Consider the following 21,342-nt stretch of genomic DNA (forward strand, 5'->3'; position numbering starts at 1 on the left):
TATCTGTAAATGTTGCATCAAATTCAGTTCCTACTACTGTGTAGTTACATAAACCTGGATCGGTATCTCGTGTGGCGTTTGGTACGCACGTAATTACTGGATCTTCGTTGTCTTCAACGGTGATTACGGTAGTACAAGTAGCGGTTTGACCGTTGCCGTCATTCACTGTCCAAACCACTGTCGTTACTCCTTTTGGAAGCACTTCGCCAGCCATAGTAGCTGTGCCGTTATAGTCGTTGGTAATTGTGCTACTCGTACAATTATCGGTAAAAGTTGCATCAAATTCAGTTCCTACTACTGTATAACTACATACTCCCGCATCGGTATCTCTTGTGGCATTTGGTACACAAGTAATTACTGGTGCTTCATTGTCTTCAATTGTGATAACAGTTTGGCAGAAAACAACCGGATTAGTGCCATCAAACACTGCCCAAACAACCGTTGTGCTTCCTATTGGGAAAACAGCTCCTGCCAATGAAGTGGATCCGTTGTAATTGTTCCCTATGGTACCTCCACAATTATCGGTAAATGTGGCGTCAAACTCGGTACCTACCACGGTATAATTACAAACACCTGGGTCGGTATCTCTAGTTTGATTTGGCACACAAGTAATTACTGGCGATTGATTATCAACCACTGTAATATCGGTAGAACAAGTAGCAGTTTGACCGTTACCGTCATTGGCTGTCCAAACAACTGTGGTTGTGCCACTCGGGAATGCTTCGCCAGCTAGGGTTGCCGTTCCGTTATAATCATTTGTAATGGTTCCGCCAGTACAATTATCTGTAAAAGTGGCGTCAAACTCTGTTCCTACAACAGTATAACTACATACGCCAGGATCGGTATTTCTTGAGTCGTTTGCAACGCAAGTGATTACAGGAGCTTCGTTGTCTTCAACGGTAACAACTGCTATACAAGAATCTGTATTCCCGGTACTATCGGTTACCGTAAGCGTTACATTATTTGGCCCAATATTGCTGCAATCAAAAGATGAAATATCAATTGATAATGTTACGGGACCGTCAGGGTCGCTCGAGCCCCCATCAACTTGTGAAGCCGTAATGGATACATTCCCTGTACCGTCTAACTGCACTGTTATGTCTTGACATACGGCAGTTGGCATAGAATCGGCAACTAAAACCACATCGTTACCATCGCCCCCATCATATCTCACAATTATACTTTGACTGTTGAAAGTAATACCTGTTCCGTTTAGCAAGCCATTAAATTCACCCACAACGGGATCTACTCCATCGTTATCTATAATAATAAGAGTATTACCCTGCGGAATAGTGCCAGCAAAATTATCAATTAAACTTAATATTGCATCGGTTATATCTACGACGCCATTTACAACAATTTGATCGAATTCTGTACCTGGGGTATTAATATCATCAATTTCTATTTCAATCGAATCGCCAGAACCAATGGCTAAATTACCATTAATAATGGCTTGTCCGGGAGATTGACCTGGCGCAAAAACACCATTAATAGTACTAATTGCTGCGTCAAAAATTGCATATCCTGGCAGGCCAGCAGGAGTATTAAGTTTTCCCACATTTGCCGTTGCCGTAATATTGCCCGAAGTTGTAATTGGGGTTGTAAGAGCAGCAATATCGATAGCCGGGGTAGTAGCCCCACTACTTGTTCCATTAAATTGAATAGAACCACCGTTACTAGTAATAGCAGTATTGCTTAGGGTGTAAATCCCCATATCATTGGATGCACCATTCCCACCAGTACCATTAATTTCTATATTACCTGAACCAGCTGCATTTATAATCGCATCTATAAAGGCTCCAAAATTATTAGAGCCCGAAGTTGCGGTTGATGTGCCGGTTACAGTGATATTTCCATTCCCAGTAATTACGCTTGTTACGGGCGAAACAATTTCTAATCCATAATTAGCACCTGAACCAGCACCGCTAGTACCATTCAAGACAATGTTTCCAGCTCCAGTAGTTGACAATGTTGCCCCATTTCGTATACTTGTGCCAACATTAAATGGCCCTGTAGAACCTGAGCTACCAATTCCAGTAAGGCTAATATTACCACCATTAGTTAATATTGACGTAGACCCACCTTCAAAATTTATACCTCGATTTTGTTGATCTCCGGCACCACCAACTCCAAAGATTGTAACATTACCTGCGCCTAAGCTCTGTAAAATAGCTCCATTGTATATACTAACTCCTTGATTAAAATTACCCGTTCCATCACCGCCAGTTCCGTTTAAAAGAATATCTCCGTTATTAGTTTCAATAAGCGTAGTTGCATCCCAGATTCTAATTCCATTATTATTACTTATACCACCTGAACCACCAGTTCCAGTTAATTGAATTGCTCCATTGGCTGTATCTTGTATAACACTTCCGTTTAAAATAACCATTCCATCATTAAAATCAGTAGATCCATTACCTTGAGCAATCATGGTAATTCCTCCTCCAGCTGTGATAATAGAGCCATTGTTTGCCTCATACCCAAAATTATCGGAAGTACCAGTAGTTCCCGCGTTTGTGTTGATTGTAATTGATCCAGACCCAGTGGCCGTGATTAACGATCCACCAACATTTCTTAATCCTCTATTGGCATTTCCCGTACCATCTCCGCCAGTGGCCAATATGTTTATATTTCCATTATTGGCTCGTAGTATGCTTGCGCCGGTAAAATCGACGCCTATGTTTGCAATAGCACCTGAACCTCCAACACCGGTTAATGAAATGTCTCCATTTGCGGTATCTTCTACAACAGAATTATTCTCTAAACTAATTCCAGGATTTCCATTATTAGTTCCGGCGCCCGTACCATTCAAAGTTATTCCTCCTCCGGCAGAACGCATATTACCATTGTAAAAAACTATTCCTTTATTGGCATTGGTCCCTCCTACTGCATTTCCTGTTACGTCAATAACACCTGTTCCTGTAGCTTCTACAAGAGCACCAAATATTATTGTTACTCCTTCATTGTTGGTGGTTGCTGCATTTCCACCTGTTCCATGTAAGGTTATACCACCATCGATTGTAGTAACACGTGTTCCAGCACCTTCAAAGCGCATACCTTGATTTTGATTATTACCATCACCACCGGTACCGGTTATTGAAATTGTACCGGTGCCTGTATTTTCAACTACGCTGCCACCTCGAATATTAATTCCAACATTTAAATTTGTTGGCCCAGTACTTACACCTGTTCCTGTAAAGGCTATGTTTCCTGAGCCTGAAGTTGAAATGGTTGAAGCTCCAGTTATTACAATAGCATCTGTGTCTACTCCTGTTAATGTTCCACCGGCATTCGCATCTAACGTAACATTTCCGTCAATAGACGATACTATTGCTCCACCATCCACAAGGATATTTTGCGAAGCTGTAAACACTATTGCGCCATTTGCAGTGGTAGTTACATTGTTAGTTGCAGTAATTGTCTGCCCATTTATATCAAAATCACTCGTGCCAATATCGGTTGGATTGGTTTGGAAAAATACGTTGTCGTCTGTTCCGCCGTTAACTGTTAAATCTGCATCAAATAAGCTATCTAATCCTTCAATATTTATAATATCTGCACCTGAACCACCGCCTACTTCTGTATTGACTGTAAGGCTTGCTGTTGGATTTAAAAATGTAACACTTTCACCCAAAGAGCTATCAATAAACGAAAAATTATCTCCAGGAGTAGCATCATCACTTAAAGTTATAGTTTCGGCTCCTCCAATAAAACTAAAAACACGATTGATAGCTGAAAGATTATCTATTATCGGTTCAAGACCGGTATAAGATATTGAAGCATTTCCTGTAATATCAATATTTCCATCGTTTTCGTTTAAGAATTCGTGGGTAACGTCTGTAAAAGTACCTCCTCCGGTTAATGTTAGCGCATCACCTGTAGTTTGAGTTCCACCTTCATAATTTAATGGAACCGGAAAATTACCTGTGAAATCTACCGTTAATAAATCGTCGCCTCCTAATGTTCTTGCCAATACACTGGTTACTCCAGCATCAGGAACTGTTATAGTACTTGTACCACTTCCTGTAGCTCCTGGAATACTGCAATTTATTATTCCGCCGTTATTATCAGTGATGGTATAAACACCTCCTGAATAACTAATTGTTAAATCGTCATTTTTGTCTGTTACATCTTCAATTATTAACACACCTGCAGCTAAAGTTACATCCGTATCGAATGCGGGAAGCACTGAATATAAGCATCCTGCCATAGCAGCGGGCGTAAATTCTACTGCATCGTTGCTCGTCCAATATTGAATATCATTAAAAATTGCAGCCAACTGTGCCGGAGTTCCAGATACTGGAAGCCCTCCAGGAACCAAACTACAGTTAAATTGCCAGTTATCTACTTCCGTCTCTGGTGGTCCTGTCGCATATAGCCTAATAGCATTTACACCATTGGTTAATTGATCTGGCAATGCAGTTGTAGTGCTAGATGTGTTTGCGCCATCCCAATCTGAATCTGTAGTTGGTGCTGAATCAACATTACTATGAATTCCTGTTATAAAGATAGGAGAACTGCTTGTACCTTGATATGCAAACAATTGATCTCCAATAGAGGATAATACACTAGAAGCCATAAAGCTACCATCCAAACTGACAATATCACCAGCGCTTCTGGCTAGTGATGAATACCAAGTTGCACTTCCGTCGCCACTACCATTACACGAAATTGTATTTGGATTAGTTACACCACAATCTGTAAAGCGAATATGTGTCCCGGCAATAATATCTTTAAGAAGTATAAAAGCGAAACCGTCACCGCCATCGAGATTAAAACCTACAAAGGCTATATCTCCCGCGGCTAATATTGTAGTAGGTGGTTCATTTATTGTAACAGTTACAGTACAAGTGGCACTATTACCAGCTTCATCTGTAGCAGTTAAAATAACAGGATATACCCCCGCAGTGTACATAGTACCCGCAGTGGGTGATTGCGTGATTGCAATATTTGCAGGATCTGAAACATCGTCCGTTGCTGTTGTTATTGAAACCAAATCTGGTATGGCTGCCAACCCGTCGCTTCCAGCGGTAATTGGTGCCGGATCTATCGGGCAAGAAATAATTGGTGGAGTAGTATCTCCTCCAGCAGTCACTGTAAATGTACAGCCAGCTTCAACCGCTGGATTATATACAGTTGTATTATTACTTACCCAATTTGCTCTGTTGTGAACTATTAAACGTATATCATTAGGCGTACCTGTAATAGGACTACCTCCTGCTATTACGCAGCTAAATTGCCAGTTGTCCTGTTCGGGCACTAATCTTACAGCAGTAGTTCCAGTTGTTAATGCATCTGGTAACGCCGATGTTGAGTTAGAAGTTGAACTCCCATCCCAGTTGGCGTCATCGCCGGCAGTATCATTAAACTGCAAACCAGCAATAAACTGAGGGGAGGCAATAGAGCCTTGAATAGCAAAAAGTTGGTCGCCAATAAAACTGTAGGAGGCTGGCGCTATTGGCCCCATATCTAGGGTTACTACTGTTCCTGCGGTCATTGCAGTCCCAGAGGTCCAAGTAAACTCACCATCACCGTTATAGTTCGAAAAACCGATGCCATCATTCCAACCTCTATCGGTGAAAATAATGGTGGTTACAGCGTCTATATCTTTTAAAAGTACAAAAGCTATGGTATCGTCTGCAGCGGTTGCACCATCTACATTACTTCCAATGAATGCAATATCACCTACGGTTAAAGTTGTTTGGCCAATACCTGTTACGGTTGTAATTAGCAGGATTAATAATAAGGTAATTTTTTTCATGATTTTAAGTTTATAAATGATTTGGGGAGATAAATTATATAATGTTCTTAGCTTCTTGAAGGATAGATACCTTGCAAGGCAATGCAAAAGTTTATACCCAAAAACGGGTCCCTAACGCCAAAAGATTGACCCCCACCAGTAAAAGTACTCGGTGAAGCTCCTAAAGAAATATCGGAAGTGTCTCCAAAGGAACTAGTTCCATCTCCTGCAACATACCTTCCGTCAGGATTGTCAGAATTTCCCTCTTCCTTACCGCCAGGTGCAACAGTGTGATTATGAGAAGGCATTTGGGCAGTAGTGAGCGTGTGATTTTCTACTCCCCCTCTTTCGCCAATACGAATATCAGACAACCCTGGGCCCTGTCCGAAGTGTAACCCAGCTCTTCCTCGCAAGTCTGGAAGCGCAAATGTAGTTCGGCCATCTCCACCGTAAATTGTTCCCAGAAGGGAGAAAAGCGCTGTATTTTGTGAAATGGCCAACAATTGTCCATTACAATGTGCCCAACCACGTGGTGCGAAATTAAATCCAAATGCTTGTATTTGTCCTAAAAATGGTTCCATAATAATGTGTTAATTAGATTATATTGATAAATTAAATTGAATAGTAGTTTTAAATAATGAACTCGAATGCTTTGGGAATAATTTATCTCCTAACTGATTATTGTTTTCCCAATGTTCACCAGTAATATGTGCATTATTGGCATTGAGCAAAAGTTCGGCAAACACCAAACTTTCTGAATTAGAAACTTTAAAATAAATACGCGAGCTCTTTCCTTTTTCCTTATTTGGAAAATCCGTAATAAACTCATAGCGTCCCTCTTGGTCTGTTTTAAGCTTTGCACGATGCCTATATTTTGACGAATTCGGCGATAAATGCCAAACCTCAACCAAAGCATTACTTAAAGGAGTAACACCATCTTTTTTATAAATGGTTCCATTAACCGCAATAGTGTTTGAATTAAATATACTAGTTCGTAAATCTTTTTTCGCCTCGGAATATGGATTGTATCCATCAAAAGGACTTTCAGAAGGTGTGAATGCACTTGCTACAGTAGGAGTTAAAACTGCCAAACCAGTTAGGGCAATAGCAGAATTTCGCATAAAGTGCCTTCGCGAAGTAGTTTTTTTCATTATTTTATTGTTTGGTTAGTCAGGAAGTAAAATTAACTAAATATATATGTTAAAATTTTCCGTAAAATGAATCTTAATCATCTTTATTCTGCAAGTTATTTAAATTGTTTTAATATATCATACGTAGCAGCACGTATTTTTTAACTTTCTTTTGTGAAATACCGACAAAAATTCTATATAATTCCTTAAATATCTACAGAAATTGCAAGTTCCAAGTAGATGTTTAATTTGATACCTTTGAAAAGTAGTTTGATTGAAAATATGACACCCGAAAAAAATCTTAAAGAACGAATTAAAGAGCTTACCTGCCTCTACGAAGTTTCTTCCATAATTGTGAATAACGACTTTAGAGAGCTCGATAAAACACTCTATTCCATCGCCTTAAGCCTACGAAAGGCATTGCAGTATAATAAGTATGCCACCGTTGAAATTATTTCAGAACCCTATCATCTAATTTCTTCTACAATTTCGAAAAAAACAGTGCTGATTGAAAATAACATCAATGTATTTAACGAGCCAAAAGGTTTTATAAAAATTCATTATCCGGCCGATAGGTTTGCAAAAAAAGATTTTTTAACCGAAGAAAAAAAATTGTTGCAAACGGTCGCAATTCACGTTGGCGATCTCTTAGAACGTGTTTCCATACGAGAAAATGAAGCGGTTTTAAAACGAAAAATGGAGCACGCCGACCGTTTAAGCATTTTGGGCGAAATTACCGCCGGAATAGCACACGAGCTAAACACGCCCCTGGCAAATATTCTCGGCTTTGCCGAACTTTTAAAAAGCAAAGAACCCGAAACTACCCAAACCAGCCAAGACTTAGATAAAATTATTAATAGTGCCATATTTTCGCGCGAAGTAGTAAAAAAACTCATGTTCTTCGCTTGCGAAATGCCGCAAAATCTAGGACTAACAAACATAGTTCCCGTAATTAACGATGCCCTAAATTTACTGGACCCTACCTTTAAAAAAAACAACGTTCATTATAAGGTTACCCTGCCAAAAGCCGAAGTATTATTAAAAGCCGATACCATTCAATTGACGCAAGTAATCTTCAATTTAGTGTTAAATGCCATTTATTTTTCACCAGAAAATGGTTTAATCAAAATAGAGCTAGAAGAAGTAAAAGACAAGGTAATCCTTAAAATTTCGGACGAAGGTCCCGGCATTTTAACCGAAAATGTGCAGAAAATATTTCAACCTTTTTTTACTACCAAAACCGTGGGAGATGGTTCCGGATTAGGCCTAAGTGTTGTACACGGTATAATTAGAAGCCATCGCGGAACTATAGATTATTTGCCAAATAAGCCTACAGGAGCCATTTTTATTATTACTTTTTCAAAACAATAACACCCATGCTTCAAAAGGAAAACATATTAATAGTAGATGACGACATCAATATTTTAGAGTTAATTCAGCGGCATTTACAGTCGCTAGATTATCACACATATAAAGCAGTTTCGGTTAAAGAAGCCGTTGCCATCCTGCGCGATACCGAGATAGACCTGCTGATAACCGACCTAAAAATGCCCGAGGTGGACGGTTTTCAACTTATTCAATTTGCTTCAGAACATTATCCAAACATGCCCAAATTAGTGGTGACGGGCTATCCTTCGGTACAAGACGCGCTGTCCGCCATTAAATCCGGGGCAGTAGATTATTTAGTAAAACCATTTACAAAAGAAGAATTAAAGAACAGTGTTTTAAAATCGCTTTCTACAAGATCGCAGAAAAAAATTTCGACCGAAAAATTAGATTCTAAAAATTACAACGAAATTATTGGCGAAAGTGAGGCTATTAAAAATGTAACACAAATAATTGATCGGGTTAAAAACAACAAAGCCACCATTTTTATCAGTGGTGAAAGCGGCACCGGAAAAGAACTCGTAGCCAGATCCATACATTATAATGGCAAGTTTTCACGCGAACCGTTTATTGCGGTTAATTGCGGCGGAATTCCAGAAAATCTTTTAGAGTCAGAATTATTCGGGTATGTAAAAGGCGCCTTTACGGGCGCTAACGATAACCGCGAAGGTTTTTTTCAGGCCGCAGATGGAGGAACTATTTTTTTAGATGAAATAGGAAATGCGCCACTTTCTGTACAATCCAGGCTTTTGCGAGTTTTACAAGAAAAGGAAGTGATGAAGGTAGGAGAACGAAAAACGGAAAAAATTGATGTACGCGTAATTGCAGCAACAAACAGCAATTTAAAAGAAATGATTGCCAAGGAAACGTTTCGCGAAGATCTATTTTATCGGTTAACCGTTGTAGAAATAAATGTTCCCCCGCTTCGAGAAAGGAAAGAAGATATTCCGTTGTTGGCAGATAAATTTCTATTTAAATACGGCAACGAGTATAAAGACCGCTACATTGCTATAGATTCTGATGCCAAAGCCCTGCTGCAACGTTACGATTGGCCCGGCAACATTCGCGAATTAGAGAATGTAATACAACGGGCCGTAATTATGTGCGACCGTACCATAGGTGTAAACGATCTGCCCGAAACACTAAAATATCAAATAGATTTTCCCGAAGACGGTTTACTGCCTTTAAAAGAAATGGAGAAAAAATATATAGAAAAGGTACTTGCAGCAACAGAAAACAACCAAACCAAAGCTGCCGAAATCCTCAACATAGACCGAAAGACCCTCCGTGGAAAAATTAAAGAATAACGCATTCGCGTTTTTTAGAATACTTTTCAGCTATAATTTAAACTTTCAAATCAATAAATGTGGGTAGAATCTCCCCAATAGGGGAAATATTCCCCTATCTCTACAAATAGCCTTCCTGTTTCAAATACACATAACTAACTGATTTTAAGCTAGTTCATTATGTTTTGTCCAGAATTTTAATTTATTGGCACACCCCTTGCCAATAGGAAAGTCACAAATAATAAAAGAAATATGATTTCTAATTCTACAAATCCTTGCCGTGAATGTGCACACGTTTCTTATTGTGTTTTAACACATAATAAAAATGCCGTATTTTCGTGTAGCGATTTTGAAGAATTGCAGCAGCAAGTGCCAAAGCCGCTTTTAAAAATAAAACAAACAGAACCCGAATTGGCAACTATTTAAAATTATTATTAAAATGATAAAAACACAAACCGTGGAAAAACCGCAACCTGTAAAAAAAGGAATGTTAGACAATGTGCTGGAGCAATTCAACCATGCCGCTGACAAAATAGAATTGAACCCAAACGTTCGTAAAATTCTTAGCATTACAAACACTGAAATAATTATTCACTTTCCAGTTCGAATGGACAATGGCGATGTAGAGGTTTTTACAGGGTATCGTGTGCAGCATAACAATGCCCTCGGACCCTATAAAGGCGGGCTTCGCTATCACCCTACGGTAGATATTGACGCTGCCCGTGCCTTGGCAATGTGGATGACCTGGAAAACATCCTTGGCAGGTTTGCCTTATGGAGGCGCCAAAGGAGGAATCCAAATAGATCCTTCTAAATATTCAAAAGGCGAATTGGAACGTATTACGCGTAGATTTACATATGCTTTAGGTGAAAATATTGGCCCTGAGCACGATATTCCCGCTCCCGATGTAAATACCAACGACCAAACCATGGCTTGGATCGCAGATACCTATATGAGCACCAAAAGCACAAGCGAACGTTCTAAAAACCAGCATGTTGTTACAGGAAAACCTGTAGGAAGTGGCGGTTTGGAAGGTCGTGACCGTGCTACCGGATACGGTGTATTTTTGACCATTAAATTTTGGGCCGAAAAAAATAACGAAAGTCTAAAAGGAAAAACTTTTATCGTACAAGGTTTTGGTAACGTAGGTTATTGGGCTGCACATTTCTTAGAAAATGAAGGCGCAAAACTCGTTGGAGTACAGGATGCTTTCGGAAGCCTTCAAAATAAGGAAGGTATAAAAGTTGAAGATCTTTTTAACTACGGAAAAGCAAACAAAGGCAGTATCGTAGGTTTCCCTGAAGCCTCAGAATTAGACAGTAAAAATTTCTTTGGTCTAGATTGCGACATCTGTATTCCTGCAGCATTGGGCAACCAAATTACAAAACACAACGCGCGTTCATTAAAAGCTACTTTAGTGGCCGAAGGTGCAAATGGCCCAACAGATGTTGAAGGCGAAAAAATACTGATTGAGCGCGGTATTACCATCATTCCAGACATTATGTGTAACTCTGGCGGTGTAATAGGAAGTTATTTTGAATGGCTCCAAAACCGTAATGGTGAGTTATGGCAGATGGATGAAATTTTAGAAAAATTGGAGAAAAAATTGCGCACCACCTTTAAAAAGGTTACCGCCTACTCCGAAGAAAACGACGTAGATATGCGTACGGCTGCATTTAGTATTGCCATAGAACGTATTGAAAAAGCATACATACTTAGAGGTATTTTCCCATAATTAATTAAAAAACCCATAAAGATGGAGCTTCTAAATAAAATTGCCCACTGCGGCAAGGACGCTCCATCTTTTTAATAATGATCCTATAACCATGAAATATGGAAATTTAATATTAGAGAAGAAGGAGTTCGTCTTCTTAAAGCGTTTACTAAACGTTACGAGCTATTATAAAGACGAAAACACCAAGGTTTCTCTTAAAAAATTAAGCGGAGAGCTTACAAGTGCAATTATCTATGATCATGATGAAATGCCAGAAGATGTAATTCGCTTTAATAGTAGAGTTACCGTGCAATCCGGAACCTGGCAAACAGAATTTCAATTGGTTATACCCACTGAACGCGATATTGCAGCCAATAAAATTTCTATTTTGGCTCCCATGGGGTCTGCCGTTATGGGATATGCCCAAGGCGATTCAGTAATTTGGAATTTCCCAAATGGCACAAAAGAGCTTAAAATAACAAGTGTTAAGCAAGCCGAACGACCTATTGATATAGACGTGCTATCATAACATTTTTAAATTTAATTTAACATTATGCAAATTTACGATCACGATTCACCAGAAGCCATAGCCTTTAAAAACAATTTTATTGAATTGGACAACTGGATTGAGCATCTCAGATATATCGAGAAAGAGATAAGCAACCTGTTAAATCTAGGTACAAAAGAACTTTCGGGTGCATTTAAATCGCAAACAGTACTCGATAAATTAAAGCTAGAAAAAGAAGTGAATACGGCTGCTATAGACGCCTTTTTAAATTATAAAGAAGGATTGCCAAAAGCTGCAGAATGCGAAGATGTAGATTGCGACATGTTTTATGTTGCCGAACACGAAAAATTTAGAAAAACATATTCTGCCCACCTTAAGCGATATAGAGACGTTAAAGAGGAATATTTCAACGTTCTGAGTAAATAATAATTTTAAAGTAAAAAATTTAATAATAATATATGAGCGAACAGCCGCAGCCCAAAACAATAGGAATCCTTAAAACCCCAAACGATCCGCGGGTTTGTTTGTTGCCCAAAGAAGTTAAACGACTTACCGGGGAGTTAAAGCTCAATATACTTTTTGAGTCAGGGCTCGGCAGTTCGCTAGAAATTGAAGACGACGCATACGTGCAGGCCGGTGCATCCTGCCAATCTCGCGAATCAATTTTTAAAAATTCGGATACCATTGTATCCATAAGTCATACTTTTAGCGAAGTGGAAATGAAGGGGGGTTGTTGCTTCATTGGTATTTTCAACCCCCTCTTTCATGATTCAAAATTCGCTATTTATAAAGAAAAAAACGCTACGGTTTATAGTTTAGATCTTCTGCCACGAACTACTTTAGCGCAATCTATGGACGTGCTCTCCTCCATGGCCTCATTGGCCGGTTACCGAGCCGTTATTAAAGCTTCAGAAATTTATAATGGTGTTTTTCCTATGTTTACAACAGCGGCAGGAACCCTTACACCTGCTAAAATTTTAGTGCTCGGCGCTGGAGTTGCAGGGTTGCAAGCCATTGCCACAGCGCGTCGTTTGGGTGCTGTAGTTGAAGCCTTTGACGTTCGTAAATCTGCTGGTGAAGAAGTTCGGAGCCTAGGCGCAACGTTTATTGAAGTAGAAGGTTATACCGAATCCTCAACCGCAGGTGGGTATGCCGTAGAGCAAAGCGAAGAATATCAAAAAAAGCAAAAGGAATTAATTCACAATCATATTCTGTCTGCCAATATTGTTATTAGTACGGCAAATATTCCTGGAAGAAAAGCGCCTTTACTTATTGAAACACGCTCGGTAGAAGCTATGCAGCCAGGTAGTGTAATTGTAGATTTAGCAGCCGAACAGGGCGGAAATTGCGAACTTTCAAAAAACAAAGAAAGTATAAAACACAAAGGCGTTACCATTCTCGGAAACTCAAGTCTTTCTGCCGAAATTCCTGCGGCAGCATCAAAATTGCTTTCAAATAACTATTTCTCGTTTCTGAAATACAAACAGAAAGCCGAGAGCGTAGAAAACGATCCGTTATTATCCGCTTCGCAAATACTAAACAAAGGCGAATGGACACACCCACATTTCACCAAACAACTACAAACAGTTTAAGTATGGATTTTATAAATCAACACATTCAAGAAATTTATTTTGTTATTTTCTGTGTCTTTATTGGTATAGAAGTTATTGCAAATGTTCCCGCCATCTTGCACACCCCTCTAATGAGTGGTGCAAACGCTATTAGTGGAGTTATTTTGGTAGGAGCTATTATTGTAATGCTCCGCGTGCCTGCAGACGATTACCTAAACCTGACCTTAGGTGGAATTGCAGTTTTTCTCGGCACCCTTAATATTTCAGGTGGATTTTTTGTTACTGGGCGAATGCTTAAAATGTTCAATCCAAAAAAATAATTCCTCATCTAATTAATTCAATTATAAAGACGTAAAACATTCGGTTTCCAGCAACTAAAATTTGTATTTTGTTTTACGTCTTTTCTTTTATCATATTTTTTCTAAGAATAATTTCAGAATAAAAAAGCCATGCACGCAATCATCGAAATAGGTTATTTAATTGCCACGCTTTCCTTTTTGGGGGGATTAAAATTTATGAGTTCTCCGAAAAATGCAAAAACGGGAAACGCCATAGCTGCAATGGGAATGGTACTTGCCGTGGTACTAACCTTTATTGCCGCGCTAACAGCTGTTGTTCCGTATACTAACTTGGTAATTATGTGTTTGGCAATTGCCGTGGGAACCGTAATTGGCAAAAGGCTTTCAGACAAAGTTGAAATGACCGGCATGCCGCAATTAGTGTCGTTGTTTAATGCTACAGGGGGTGGATGTGCGATGCTTTTAGGATTGGTAGAAGCCAATCAGATGGATGTTTCAACAGCCATTTTAGGAAATAAAATATTACTTATCGCAGGTTTAATTACTGGCGCAGTAGCGTTAACTGGAAGTATAATTGCAGAACGGAAATTAGCCGGCAAAGTAAAAGATAGACGCACTAAAGCCGTAATTTTTTCGGCGCGTATACTTTTAGGGTCAATGTTACTATTGCCCGTACTTTATTTTATTGGCATTATACCCATTGGCTTTACCGCTTTTATGTATATTTTGGCAGCCGTAGCAATGGTTTACGGTGTGCTTTTCGTACTGCCAATTGGCGGCGCAGATATGCCAGTTGTAATTTCACTTTTAAATAGTATTACAGGTATTGCCACTGCATTTGCAGGTTTTGTTTACGGAAATAAGGTAATGATAGCTGGTGGTATTTTTGTGGGTGCGGCCGGTATTTTGCTCACACTTTTAATGTGTAAAGCAATGAACCGTTCCTTGTTAAAAGTACTTGCCGGAACGTTTAAAAAGAGTACAAATGGCGCGGTGGAAGAAGAGCAAGAAATAAAAGAAATAAGTATTTCTGAAACAGCCATGTCTCTATCATTTGCCCAAAAAGTGGCAATAATTCCCGGATATGGGCTTGCTGTTGCTCAAGCACAACATATGTGTGGGCAATTACAACTGCTTTTAGAGAAACGCAATACGCAAGTAGATTATATTATCCATCCCGTTGCAGGCCGAATGCCTGGGCATATGAACGTGTTACTGGCTGAAGCCAATGTAGCCTACTCACACTTAAAGGAAATGGACGAAGGCAATGAAAATATGGCTCAATACGATACTGTTTTGGTAATAGGAGCCAATGATGTTGTTAATCCAGCTGCCGAAAATAATCCCGACAGCCCAGTGTACGGAATGCCTATTATTAGAGCCCACGAAAGCAAACAGGTAATTGTAATGAAACGCAGTATGGGCAAAGGGTATGCGGGTGTACAAAACGATCTTTTTGGCTTAGACAATTGTAGCATTCTTTTTGGCGATGCAAAGGTTTCTTTACAGGAAATTTTAAATCAGTTAAAGTTAATTTAAACAACTTCACTCTTAAAAGGCCAATATTGCAAAAATTGCGGCTACAGAAATAAAAACCCACAACGACACGCCAAGTATCATTGGTTTAAAACCGGCAGTTTTAATTTTATCTACCGAAAGACCGGCGCCTATTAAGAAAAGAGTAAGCACCAATAATGACTTTGAAATACTCGTGATTCCGTTGGTTAAAATTTCGGGAATTGGCAAATAACTGTTCATAATAATAGCCAGAATAAACAGGAAGATAAAGTAAGGGATTTTTACACTTTTCCCTTTTCCCTTAAATAAAAATACCGAAAGAATTGACAGGGGAATAATCCACAACGCCCTTGCCAGCTTTACGGTAGTAGCTACTTTTAGGGCCTCTTCCCCAAAAGTATATGCAGCACCCACAACCGAGCTAGTATCGTGAATGGCAATAGCACACCACAATCCGAACTCGTGCTGGCTAAGCCCAAGCAAATGTCCCAAGGGCGGAAAAACAATTAGCGCAATAGAGTTTAATAGAAAAATAACGCCAAGGGAAATAGAAATATCTTTTTCCGAAGCATTTATTACGGGCGCAACCGCCGCAATTGCACTTCCACCACAAATGGCGGTTCCAGAGCTAATAAGATGGCTCCCTTTTCTATCCATTTTTAATAGTTTTCCTATAAAGTAGCCTAAGATTAATGTTGCCGCTATTGAGAAAATGGTTAGTATAAATCCTTCTTTTCCGGCATTAACAGTTTCAACCAAATTCATTCCAAATCCGAGACCAACTACGGCAATTTTTAAAAGCCAATTAACTGCTTTGCTATTGAGCGCCAAAAATGGATGGCCCAAAAAATATGAAAAGAGAAATCCACCTACTAATGCTACCGGACTGCTTACATATCCCAAAACGCAGAGTACCATTACAATTATAAAAACTACTTTTATGATTGTACTTTTATCGTTCTGGCTATTTTTCATCGTGATGTGTTTTAATTTTACACTGCAAATTTCCGATGTTTTAACGTATATTTTTCATTCCAATTTGTTATGCGCTATTCCATTAAGTTATAATGGGTGATAAAGAAATTTTTTAAACGTTCGGCAGTTTTATCGTAATCTCCGTGAAGACTAACAAACTGAAATGTGCGCTCAATACGCAAGGCTTTAACGTCAACAATTTTAAAACTGTGGTTTTTAAGTTCTTTGGCTATGGAATGTATTGAAAGAAACGCATACGCATTAGACGATTGTAGATAATTTTTTATGCTTTCTGTACTTCCCAGCTGTATTTGGATGTTCATTTTTTGAAAACGTAACCCTTTTTCTTTTAAAGCATTTTCAATAATATTTAAAGTGCCTGAACCCGATTCGCGAATTACTATGGGCAATCTAGCTAGTTCCTCCAAGCTTATATCATCACTTTTTAAATTTGTATTCGCAATGCGGGTGGCGAGCACAATTTCATCTTTTATAAAAGCCTCGTAATGTAATGTTGGATTATGGGTGGTTCCTTCGGAAAGACCGAGGTCGGTCTTTTTTTGAAGCACTAATGCTTCTATCCTTTCTGAATTTTGGTTTATAAGGCTTATGGCCGTATGCGGATAAACCGACTTAAATTTCGATAATAATGAAGGTAAAATATATTGCGCAATAGTAGTGCTGGCTGCAAGGCTTATTTTTTTCGGAAGTTCTTTTTGACTATCTATAAGTTCTTGCTCCAATTTGATGTACAGCTCAATTATTTTTGAAGCATAATCTAATAATATTTCACCATCTGCAGTAAGTGTTATTGAATTTCCATGACGATTAAACAGGGGTTTACCGTATTGTTTTTCAAGCTCATTAATATGTTTTGTAACAGCGGGCTGCGATATAAATAGCAATTTTGAAGCTTTTGTAAAACTCAATTGCTCTGCCACCATTTTAAATACTTTCAGCCTAAAATCCATGGTTAATTATTATGCAGTTTTACTATAAATCTATTTGGTAAATTCAGTAATTAAACTTCTAAACTATAAAACATCAATTGTTTTCTGCGCTATTTTTAAAAATATTTTCATCTTTAAAAACAAGCGTTCTATGCGGATATGCTAGATCTATTCCTTCGGCTTCAAAGCGTTTTTTAACACTTTCTAAAATATCGCATCGCATGTTAAAGGCATCGTCATAATTTCGTGCCCAACACCAAGCGCGCACCGTAATTGTAGAATCATTGATAGATACCAGCGCCGTTCGCACCACATCACTGCCATTTAAGATATCTACAGCCGAACGGTTATCTATTATAAGCGGATGTGCTTCACAAACTTGTTTCATAATTTGCTTCGCCAATAGAATGTTGCTTTCATACGAAATTTGAAACTCAATTCGCTCGCAAATTTTTACATCGCCAAGATTATAATTAATTAGTTTTTCTTTATTGATAATTGCATTTGGAACAACAATCATTTTATTTTCAAAATTGCGAATAATTGTATGTCTTAAGGTAATATCTACCACAGTGCCAACCATATCGTCAGAAAGTTTTATAATGTCGCCAATTTTGAAGGGTTTAAAGGAAATTATAAAAACCCCGCCCACTAAGTTAGCCAAGGCCTCCTGCGATGCCACTCCAGCAATTAAAGCAATAACTCCAGCGCCGCCAAGTGCTGTTTGCGCCACACCCTTTAACGATGGGAACGCGAGAAGCGCTATTAATACACCTACCGTATATACAGCAAAAACGGCTATATAACGCAAAAATTTAAAAGCGGTAGGATCTTCATTAGCGAGTATTTTTCGCTTTATGCTTTTTCTGAACCAAATGTTTACGGAAGAAGCAATAACAATAGTAATTACCGCCACTATTCCCAAATACACGAACACTTGGAATTCGTGTTTTAGTTTTTCATAAGCATCTGTAAAAAATAAAAAGATAAGGCCCATAATTCCCATGACAAGCCAAAGTGAATTTAATATTCGTTTTATTAAATTTATTGCAGCTGGCTCAGTTCCTTCCGTTCGTTTCAACCCTCGTTGAACCATTACTTTATGAATAATATTTGTAATAAACGTTAGCGCCACAACCCCTACTAATATTAGAACGGAGTATAGCAGTTCCGTTTTGTATGTTTCAAAAAAATCTATCATAAAACATTTATTAGTGTAAGCTTAATTTCTTTTTATTGCGTTTCCGCTTTTATATTTTCTTCTTTTCACGAATTAAATATATTCCCCACAAGATAAGTAATCCGCCGATTACATACCATAAACTAAATTTTTCTCCATCTAATAATCCCCAAACCACTGCTACCAACGGCAATAAATAAGTTACTGTACTCGCAAAAACAGGCGATGTATTCTGAATTAATTTATAGTACAGAATTATTGCAATCGTAGTTCCCAAAATCGTCAAAATACTCAGATAACCTAATGCTTCCCATGTTTCAGTATTTGGCTGAAAATCGGAAAAAAAGCCACTAAAAATTAATATTAATAACGACGGAACCATCCAAATTGTAAAAACGGCACCCGAAAGTTTCATTGAAGGAATATGCTGTAATTTGGCTTTTATAATAAGTGCTGCTACGGCATAGCAAGCTGTTGCCAATACTACTAAAAGCGCGTAGCCAAGTTTTGATTCTTCGGAAGTTGTTTCGGAAAAATACATTAATATACCTGCGCCGACAAACCCAATTAGCGCCCCCAAAATTTGAAGCCATTTACTTTTAATTCCAAATAGGAAAAACCCAAAGACCAATACAAAAACTGGTACCAGCGAATCTAAAATTCCCGCTAGCGCACTGCTTACACGTGTTTGTGCTATTGGGAAAAGATACATCGGGATAAAGTTGCCAAAAAAACCTGTGAGTGCAATCCAAAACAACGTTTTAGAGGGCATTTTTCTAAGTGCGGGCAACCCAATGAAAGCTAATAAAATTCCTGAAATGGCAACTCGAAAAGCACCAATCTGAAAGGGTGAAAAAACTAGTAGTGATTTTTTTATCAGTATAAAAGAACTGCCCCAAGTAACCGCAATAATAATAAGTAAGAACCACTTATTATCTATAATTTTTCCCATTCCCAATTAATTTTTTCTACTGAAAAATAAAGGTGCAAATTTATGGGTTTTATTTCTCGAACCGCTGTCAAAAAACTTTTATTCTCGTGCTAAAAAAATTATTCATAAGAACTAAAATGCCAGACTGCTTTTAGAAAAAAATGCTTTCCTATGGCAATCTGGCAACAATAAATTTGTTTATTGCGTTCGCTTCATAAGTAGCAAACAAATTTTGTAATAGTGGTTTTACAGTTAATGCAATATTATCCCTTTAAGGCTATTTCTATAGTGTGATCTGCATCTAAATAAAATTGGCAATCCTCAAATTTAGGTGCCGAAAACTTTGGATGAAAATTGTTTGAAAATCCATAGGGCTCCTTAGGAATACCCATGAAATTTCGATTAAAATCGCCGTCTGAATTTTCGTCATGGTACATAGAAACAGCATAATTTCCTGAAGGCAAATCTTTAAATACTACAGTCTGAGCATTTGCTTTTACTTTAACCGAAATAGTTTTTAGCGCTTGACCTTCTTCTAAAAATCGCTCATCAGAATTAAATATTGCTACTTCTAAAGTTCCTTCAACGTTTTCAATATTGGTAATATGAATCGTTAAAGTGTTGGTTTCATTAATGGTACCAATAAAGAATACATAAAAATAAAGTAATAAATACGTCACAGAATAAAGTTTTAATTAATCTTTATGTTTTAGTTGAAATAAACCGCTTCAAATACCGCCAAGGGTGCTCTGCGACCTACATTAAGCGACAGCACATCATCCTGAATAGTGAAGTTATCTGCCAGCTCAAACACTTTTAAAAATTCGGCTTCATTTATATCTAAATCTGGACAAGCCATCATTGTAGTTGCCATTTGCGAAAACTGAATCCGATTACCTTCTTGCAAGGTATAGTTTCCCGAAAAGGTATTGCAACCGGCAAATCCAACTACTTTATTATCGTCGGTTTTCAGCATAAAGTAAATTTCCTTTTCCTGGTTTTTAGCCATTTTTACTTCCTGCCCTTCCAATGTTTTTAATTTCCAGTATTTTTCAGTTATTGGTTCCGTTTCCGTTGCTTTTTTAAATACGGCCAGTGGAGCTCTTTTTCCAACGTTTAGCGAAAGTTTGTCGCCAGAAATACTATAGTTATCGGCTAGATTAAATACTTCCAGTAAATCGGCTTCGTTAAAAGCAAGGGTTAAACATGCCATTTTTGTTGCTCCCAAAGACGAAAAACTAATTCTATTGCCGGCTTCCAAGCTATAATTTCCAAAAAAACTATTGCAGCCTGAAAAACCATTAATTCTATTTTCTTTGTCGTTTAGCTTAAAACCTATTGGGTTGCCATATTTAAAAGCATCAATTTTCTCGCCTCCAAGCGTTTCTAGTACCCAATGCGTTTCTGTAATTGTATTTTCTGAAGTGGATTCTGTTGTATTGATCATTGCATTGTTTTGGGTTGTACCGCAACTAAATAAGCTAAAGGATGCGAGCACAATTGCTAAAAATTGAAATTTCATATTTTTTCTTTTTATTATTAAAGTTCGTCTTTATCGTTACCGAAGTATTTTCATTGCAATCTACTATTTATGCGTTAGAATAAATCCCACTGAAAAGCTAAATTAAAGTGAAGGATTTATTAATACAGCGAAGATTTACATAAAGCGTACCGTAATTTTAAAAAGATTGAATACTTTAATTTTTTAGGAATTATTTACAAAGCACGGCGTGTACGAACGTTGGTAAAAGACCTTTAATTATTGGCTTGGTTCCGATCTGCACTTTGTTTTTCAATTCGTTTATTTTCTTTTGCCACATATTCTTTATGGGCCATAGATGCCACAAAATCCCTTTTTCGGGAATACAAATTTTTTATCACCTCAGCCTTGCCATAAATAGTTAACACATCGCGGGGTAATATTTCAAAACTCCCCGTTGGCGACCCAATATAATCGCAATCGGCTCGATAAATTCCTAAAACCGTTATGCCTTCATGCCTTAAATCCAGTTCCATGAGCGTTTTATTTGCCATCCAACTGTCTTCGGCAACTTTGCGTTCACTAATTTTATAATCGTCTTTTAAGTGAAGTACTGCTGCGTAATCGAGTATATCTAAATCGGTGTATTTTTTTAGCATTCTATTTATAATCTT

The 21,342-nt window shown here is 38.1% G+C and carries 19 protein-coding genes; 9 read left to right on the top strand and 10 right to left on the bottom strand.

What is annotated here, in order from left to right; genetic code table 11:
* From VZD24_RS14635 to VZD24_RS14645, 3 genes are all read right to left on the bottom strand, one after another.
* On the bottom strand, window positions 1-5,761 hold a 5,761-nt coding region (locus tag VZD24_RS14635), incomplete at its 3' end, for a beta strand repeat-containing protein (RefSeq protein ID WP_342688028.1).
* 47 nt (window positions 5,762-5,808) lie between these two features.
* Window positions 5,809-6,321 carry a phage tail protein gene (locus tag VZD24_RS14640; protein ID WP_279449449.1) on the bottom strand — a complete coding sequence of 171 codons (513 nt, stop codon included), beginning with the start codon at window positions 6,319-6,321 and terminating at the stop codon, window positions 5,809-5,811.
* Between the two features lie 18 nt (window positions 6,322-6,339).
* Window positions 6,340-6,891 (bottom strand): hypothetical protein, encoded by a 552-nt coding sequence (locus VZD24_RS14645; protein ID WP_342688029.1) that lies wholly within the window; start codon window positions 6,889-6,891, stop codon window positions 6,340-6,342.
* 261 nt (window positions 6,892-7,152) lie between these two features.
* Between VZD24_RS14645 and VZD24_RS14650 the strand changes: the two genes are divergently transcribed.
* The 9 genes from VZD24_RS14650 to VZD24_RS14690 all read left to right on the top strand — a co-directional run bounded on the left by VZD24_RS14650 (window position 7,153) and on the right by VZD24_RS14690 (window position 15,173).
* The gene (locus VZD24_RS14650) at window positions 7,153-8,241 is read left to right on the top strand and encodes a sensor histidine kinase (RefSeq protein ID WP_342688031.1); all 1,089 of its coding nucleotides are present in this window, start codon (window positions 7,153-7,155) and stop codon (window positions 8,239-8,241) included.
* Window positions 8,242-8,246: 5 nt separating this feature from the next.
* Window positions 8,247-9,563, top strand: coding sequence for a sigma-54-dependent transcriptional regulator (locus tag VZD24_RS14655; RefSeq protein ID WP_279449452.1), 1,317 nt, complete (start codon window positions 8,247-8,249; stop codon window positions 9,561-9,563).
* 231 nt (window positions 9,564-9,794) lie between these two features.
* A complete protein-coding gene (locus tag VZD24_RS14660) occupies window positions 9,795-9,968 on the top strand; it encodes a hypothetical protein (RefSeq protein ID WP_279449453.1) in 174 nt (57 codons plus the stop codon).
* Between the two features lie 13 nt (window positions 9,969-9,981).
* Window positions 9,982-11,277 (top strand): Glu/Leu/Phe/Val family dehydrogenase, encoded by a 1,296-nt coding sequence (locus tag VZD24_RS14665; protein WP_279449454.1) that lies wholly within the window; start codon window positions 9,982-9,984, stop codon window positions 11,275-11,277.
* Window positions 11,278-11,368: 91 nt separating this feature from the next.
* Complete coding sequence (locus tag VZD24_RS14670) at window positions 11,369-11,785, top strand: GreA/GreB family elongation factor (protein ID WP_279449455.1); 417 nt, start codon at window positions 11,369-11,371, stop codon at window positions 11,783-11,785.
* Window positions 11,786-11,809: 24 nt separating this feature from the next.
* Window positions 11,810-12,190 (top strand): hypothetical protein, encoded by a 381-nt coding sequence (locus VZD24_RS14675; RefSeq protein WP_279449456.1) that lies wholly within the window; start codon window positions 11,810-11,812, stop codon window positions 12,188-12,190.
* 32 nt (window positions 12,191-12,222) lie between these two features.
* Window positions 12,223-13,356 carry an NAD(P) transhydrogenase subunit alpha gene (locus VZD24_RS14680; RefSeq protein ID WP_279449458.1) on the top strand — a complete coding sequence of 378 codons (1,134 nt, stop codon included), beginning with the start codon at window positions 12,223-12,225 and terminating at the stop codon, window positions 13,354-13,356.
* Window positions 13,314-13,655 (top strand): NAD(P) transhydrogenase subunit alpha part 2, encoded by a 342-nt coding sequence (locus VZD24_RS14685; protein ID WP_279449459.1) that lies wholly within the window; start codon window positions 13,314-13,316, stop codon window positions 13,653-13,655. The genes VZD24_RS14680 and VZD24_RS14685 overlap by 43 nt, the downstream gene beginning before the upstream one ends.
* Before the next feature lie 129 nt (window positions 13,656-13,784).
* Window positions 13,785-15,173, top strand: a complete 1,389-nt coding sequence (locus VZD24_RS14690) for an NAD(P)(+) transhydrogenase (Re/Si-specific) subunit beta (protein ID WP_279449460.1) — start codon at window positions 13,785-13,787, stop codon at window positions 15,171-15,173.
* A gap of 12 nt (window positions 15,174-15,185) precedes the next feature.
* Here VZD24_RS14690 and VZD24_RS14695 read toward each other — a convergent pair whose 3' ends face one another.
* The 7 genes from VZD24_RS14695 to VZD24_RS14725 form a co-directional block, all read right to left on the bottom strand.
* On the bottom strand, window positions 15,186-16,127 hold the full coding sequence (locus VZD24_RS14695) for a YeiH family protein (protein WP_342688033.1): 942 nt from the start codon (window positions 16,125-16,127) through the stop codon (window positions 15,186-15,188).
* Between the two features lie 74 nt (window positions 16,128-16,201).
* Window positions 16,202-17,098 (bottom strand): LysR substrate-binding domain-containing protein, encoded by an 897-nt coding sequence (locus tag VZD24_RS14700; RefSeq protein WP_279449462.1) that lies wholly within the window; start codon window positions 17,096-17,098, stop codon window positions 16,202-16,204.
* A gap of 73 nt (window positions 17,099-17,171) precedes the next feature.
* On the bottom strand, window positions 17,172-18,278 hold the full coding sequence (locus VZD24_RS14705; protein WP_342688034.1) for a mechanosensitive ion channel family protein: 1,107 nt from the start codon (window positions 18,276-18,278) through the stop codon (window positions 17,172-17,174).
* Between the two features lie 49 nt (window positions 18,279-18,327).
* Window positions 18,328-19,209, bottom strand: coding sequence for a DMT family transporter (locus tag VZD24_RS14710; RefSeq protein ID WP_342688035.1), 882 nt, complete (start codon window positions 19,207-19,209; stop codon window positions 18,328-18,330).
* Window positions 19,210-19,451: 242 nt separating this feature from the next.
* Window positions 19,452-19,868: a DUF2141 domain-containing protein gene (locus VZD24_RS14715; protein ID WP_279449465.1), complete on the bottom strand. Its 417-nt coding sequence runs from the start codon at window positions 19,866-19,868 to the stop codon at window positions 19,452-19,454.
* A 29-nt stretch (window positions 19,869-19,897) separates the two neighbouring features.
* Complete coding sequence (locus VZD24_RS14720; RefSeq protein WP_279449466.1) at window positions 19,898-20,710, bottom strand: META domain-containing protein; 813 nt, start codon at window positions 20,708-20,710, stop codon at window positions 19,898-19,900.
* Between the two features lie 233 nt (window positions 20,711-20,943).
* Window positions 20,944-21,327 carry a cation:proton antiporter regulatory subunit gene (locus tag VZD24_RS14725; RefSeq protein WP_342688037.1) on the bottom strand — a complete coding sequence of 128 codons (384 nt, stop codon included), beginning with the start codon at window positions 21,325-21,327 and terminating at the stop codon, window positions 20,944-20,946.
* Window positions 21,328-21,342: the final 15 nt, after the last annotated feature.

Origin of the sequence: Aequorivita flava (assembly GCF_038742595.1) — a bacterium.
In the GTDB taxonomy this organism is placed as follows: domain Bacteria; phylum Bacteroidota; class Bacteroidia; order Flavobacteriales; family Flavobacteriaceae; genus Aequorivita; species Aequorivita marisscotiae.

Coding starts and splice junctions, on each gene's coding strand:
- VZD24_RS14640 (WP_279449449.1), bottom strand. CDS start 6,321: ATGGAACCATTTTTAGGACAAATACAAGCATTTGGATTTAATTTCGCA.
- VZD24_RS14645 (WP_342688029.1), bottom strand. CDS start 6,891: ATGAAAAAAACTACTTCGCGAAGGCACTTTATGCGAAATTCTGCTATT.
- VZD24_RS14650 (WP_342688031.1), top strand. CDS start 7,153: ATGACACCCGAAAAAAATCTTAAAGAACGAATTAAAGAGCTTACCTGC.
- VZD24_RS14655 (WP_279449452.1), top strand. CDS start 8,247: ATGCTTCAAAAGGAAAACATATTAATAGTAGATGACGACATCAATATT.
- VZD24_RS14660 (WP_279449453.1), top strand. CDS start 9,795: ATGATTTCTAATTCTACAAATCCTTGCCGTGAATGTGCACACGTTTCT.
- VZD24_RS14665 (WP_279449454.1), top strand. CDS start 9,982: ATGATAAAAACACAAACCGTGGAAAAACCGCAACCTGTAAAAAAAGGA.
- VZD24_RS14670 (WP_279449455.1), top strand. CDS start 11,369: ATGAAATATGGAAATTTAATATTAGAGAAGAAGGAGTTCGTCTTCTTA.
- VZD24_RS14675 (WP_279449456.1), top strand. CDS start 11,810: ATGCAAATTTACGATCACGATTCACCAGAAGCCATAGCCTTTAAAAAC.
- VZD24_RS14680 (WP_279449458.1), top strand. CDS start 12,223: ATGAGCGAACAGCCGCAGCCCAAAACAATAGGAATCCTTAAAACCCCA.
- VZD24_RS14685 (WP_279449459.1), top strand. CDS start 13,314: ATGGACACACCCACATTTCACCAAACAACTACAAACAGTTTAAGTATG.
- VZD24_RS14690 (WP_279449460.1), top strand. CDS start 13,785: ATGCACGCAATCATCGAAATAGGTTATTTAATTGCCACGCTTTCCTTT.
- VZD24_RS14695 (WP_342688033.1), bottom strand. CDS start 16,127: ATGAAAAATAGCCAGAACGATAAAAGTACAATCATAAAAGTAGTTTTT.
- VZD24_RS14700 (WP_279449462.1), bottom strand. CDS start 17,098: ATGGATTTTAGGCTGAAAGTATTTAAAATGGTGGCAGAGCAATTGAGT.
- VZD24_RS14705 (WP_342688034.1), bottom strand. CDS start 18,278: ATGATAGATTTTTTTGAAACATACAAAACGGAACTGCTATACTCCGTT.
- VZD24_RS14710 (WP_342688035.1), bottom strand. CDS start 19,209: ATGGGAAAAATTATAGATAATAAGTGGTTCTTACTTATTATTATTGCG.
- VZD24_RS14720 (WP_279449466.1), bottom strand. CDS start 20,710: ATGAAATTTCAATTTTTAGCAATTGTGCTCGCATCCTTTAGCTTATTT.
- VZD24_RS14725 (WP_342688037.1), bottom strand. CDS start 21,327: ATGCTAAAAAAATACACCGATTTAGATATACTCGATTACGCAGCAGTA.